This is a genomic window from Gilliamella sp. ESL0250, from assembly GCF_013345045.1.
GTDB classification, from domain to species: domain Bacteria; phylum Pseudomonadota; class Gammaproteobacteria; order Enterobacterales; family Orbaceae; genus Gilliamella; species Gilliamella apicola_H.
This window is the reverse complement of record NZ_JAAEDV010000027.1, coordinates 1-2037: the sequence shown is the minus strand read 5'-3', so window position 1 is coordinate 2037 and position 2037 is coordinate 1. Positions and strand designations below refer to the sequence as shown.

Genomic DNA, 2037 nt, shown 5'->3' with positions numbered 1-2037 from the left:
CAATCACTTTAGTGGTATTAGGCTCACATACCACACATTCTAGACGATAGCTTCTAACCATTCCGCCACTAGCAAGAGGAACTGATACAGAGGTCATACACCCCTGAATATCTGCCCAATTAAACTCTTTAACCGTTATCTCTTTAGCTCTAAAGGGTGAACGAATAAGAATTATCCATGCTCCAAAATATAAGATAAAATGTTCATAAACATAAACTTTACCTGTTTTTCGATTAAAACGAATAGGACAATCTTCAGGGGAAAAAAGTGTATTTAGCAAGAATTGAAAAAGAAAATAAGCGACAAATAATAATAATAAACTAACTGATATTGTTAGGATTCTACCATCAATTTCTGTAATAATAACGAAAACTCCCATATATAAAGCCAATAATGATAGTAAAACAAAAATTGAGGAAAAAAATATTGTAATCCAACGAGCAAAATACCCCCCCCCTAAACGCCGAGAAAATTCACAATAATCATCATTAGCATAACGTAATTTTTTATTATTACTTAAATGTAATTTTGTTGTATATACCCATTTAGGCAAATCCTCGCGCCAACATGAGACTTGCGGTTGATATTTGGATGGCATTATTACGTTCTCCCTTTTTTGTTTTTTTAATTGATAATATGTTCAATGCGCAGTGGCGATTTGGCGTCTTTACCTTGCCAATAGTGCAAAATGCCAATCACTTTTTTCGCTTTTAGCCTTAATTCGGCAACTTTTTGGTCTATCGCCACGGTATCATTTATATTTGATTTGATAGGATAATCTTTATAAGCAACCCAGCGCACTAAATCATGATTACATTGATTGGGTGATACCGTAACATTCAGATTTTTATCGTCTTTACTTTTTTCAATTTTGACCTTAGCCGATTGCTCTTCAGAATCTGTTAGATAGACCATACAGACATAACGGCTTTGCGCATCAAAATTGGGCAGTTTAATATGCACATGCAGTCCACCGGCATAAATTAATGCAGCGTTTTCATCTGAATCATTACGAATATCGTCCAAAAAGAACTCCATATCATAAGGTTGATAATTTAAAGCCAAATAAATACTAAAATTACGCCAATGATACTTTGAACATTATTTATTCCTTAATTTTTTTATACTCGGCATCTATTTGCTGATACGCTTTAAGCGAGCTGGCTTTGGATTTTTTGTCGATTTCTTCTGGCCAGTTGACTTTGATTGGCCATGTAAACTCTTCTTCTGGCATTAATTCCGCATCCAAATTATTATCATAAAAGGCCATATAGTTATTTATCCACATCCATTCGTCATAGCTTAAACTGGTATCAGCAGCCAACAGAAAGTGGTCAATCACTTTAGTGGTATTAGGCTCACATACCACACATTCTAGACGATAGCTTCTAACCATTCCGCCACTAGCAATAGGAACTGATACTGAGGTCATACAACCTTGAATATCTGCCCAATTAAACTCTTTAACACTGATCTCTTTGGCTCTAAACGGCGAGCGAGTAAAGGTAGCCCATGAACCACAATATAACAGAAAATGGTCATAAATATAAACCTTACCTGTTTTACGGTTAAAGCGAACAGGACAATCTTCAGGACAGAATAAAAAAGTAAGAAAAAATTGAATAAATATTGGACTGGATATTAAAAGTAAAAAAAATGAAAGAATAAATAGTGCTTTATGGGTATCAAGATAAAATATAGCAAAAAGTATAGCAACTAATCCAGAAATTATCATCAATACACATATAAAGAAAAGAATAATAACAATTAATCTAATTAATAAGCTTCCCATCCCTGTGAACCGCCGAGAAAGCTCACAATAATCATCATTAGCATAACGTAATTTTTTATTATTACTTAAATGTAATTTTGTTGTATATACCCATTTAGGCAAATCCTCGCGCCATGCGGAAACTTGCGGTTGATATTTGGATGGCATTATTACATTCTCCTTTTTTAATTGATAATATGTTCAATGCGCAGTGGCGATTTAGCGTCTTTACCTTGCCAGTAATGTAATATGCCAATCACTTTTTT

3 protein-coding genes are annotated in these 2037 nt (G+C 34.0%); all 3 read right to left on the bottom strand.

Annotated elements, in window-relative coordinates:
* The coding region (locus GYY69_RS12595) for a DUF6708 domain-containing protein (RefSeq protein WP_174797998.1) at positions 1–598 on the bottom strand (598 nt) is incomplete at its 3' end.
* Between the two features lie 26 nt (positions 599–624).
* Positions 625–1026, bottom strand: coding sequence for a hypothetical protein (locus tag GYY69_RS12590; protein WP_174797997.1), 402 nt, complete (start codon positions 1024–1026; stop codon positions 625–627).
* 79 nt (positions 1027–1105) lie between these two features.
* Positions 1106–1939, bottom strand: a complete 834-nt coding sequence (locus GYY69_RS12585; RefSeq protein WP_174797996.1) for a DUF6708 domain-containing protein — start codon at positions 1937–1939, stop codon at positions 1106–1108.
* Positions 1940–2037 lie beyond the last annotated feature (98 nt).

What these genes read in the sequence shown, in the direction of transcription:
- GYY69_RS12585 (WP_174797996.1), bottom strand. Translation starts at nt 1,939, where the DNA reads ATGCCATCCAAATATCAACCGCAAGTTTCCGCATGGCGCGAGGATTTG.